Annotated in this window: 1 pseudogene; it reads left to right on the forward strand. The window is 68.5% G+C overall.

The window, feature by feature from the left end:
- A pseudogene (locus tag DBR22_RS18660) lies at positions 1-581 on the forward strand (hypothetical protein); the annotation flags it as partial.

Below are 581 nucleotides of genomic sequence, written 5' to 3' on the forward strand. Positions count from 1 at the left end.
CTCTGGTTCCCTCAACCGGAGGGGTCCACTTCGCCGGGCGCGGGGGTCGCCGCCGGCGGTAATGAGGGCCTGTGGCGCGTCGACGCGTCGCTGACTTTTGGACTGCAGCTCGCGGCAACAGCGGTGTTTGGCCTCCAGGAAGTTGCGATGGGATTGTTCCGCGGGTCCGCCTTTTCGCCTGAGTATGCGGGAACGGTGCCGTTGTGGGGCCCGGTCGGGTTGTCCCTGGCCACGGGCATGGTCCTTGCGATGAGGTGGGCGGGCAGGGCCGAATGGGCGCCCGTGGCTGCGCTGGCGCTGGCGGTGATTGCGTCCCCGTCGATGGGAGCGGGGCCGCTTGCAGTCCTCCTGGTCCTCTCAGCCGGCTACTGGGCTGCACGCGGATTCTACTCGGCGGGCGATATCCGCGGCCGTCTGGTCCTGGGAGCCCGTGTGGCGCTGACGTTTGCGGTCCCCGTTACGGTCGCCGCGTTGATGGATAACGATCTGCGGCGGGTCGAGGCTTCCGGGTTCGCTTTGCTGGTCGCTTTGGTGTGCCAGCAGGTCCTGACGGCCATTCTGGAGCGCGCAGGGGTGCGGAC

The organism is Arthrobacter sp. HMWF013 (assembly GCF_003061105.1).
Taxonomy (GTDB): Bacteria; Actinomycetota; Actinomycetes; order Actinomycetales; family Micrococcaceae; genus Arthrobacter.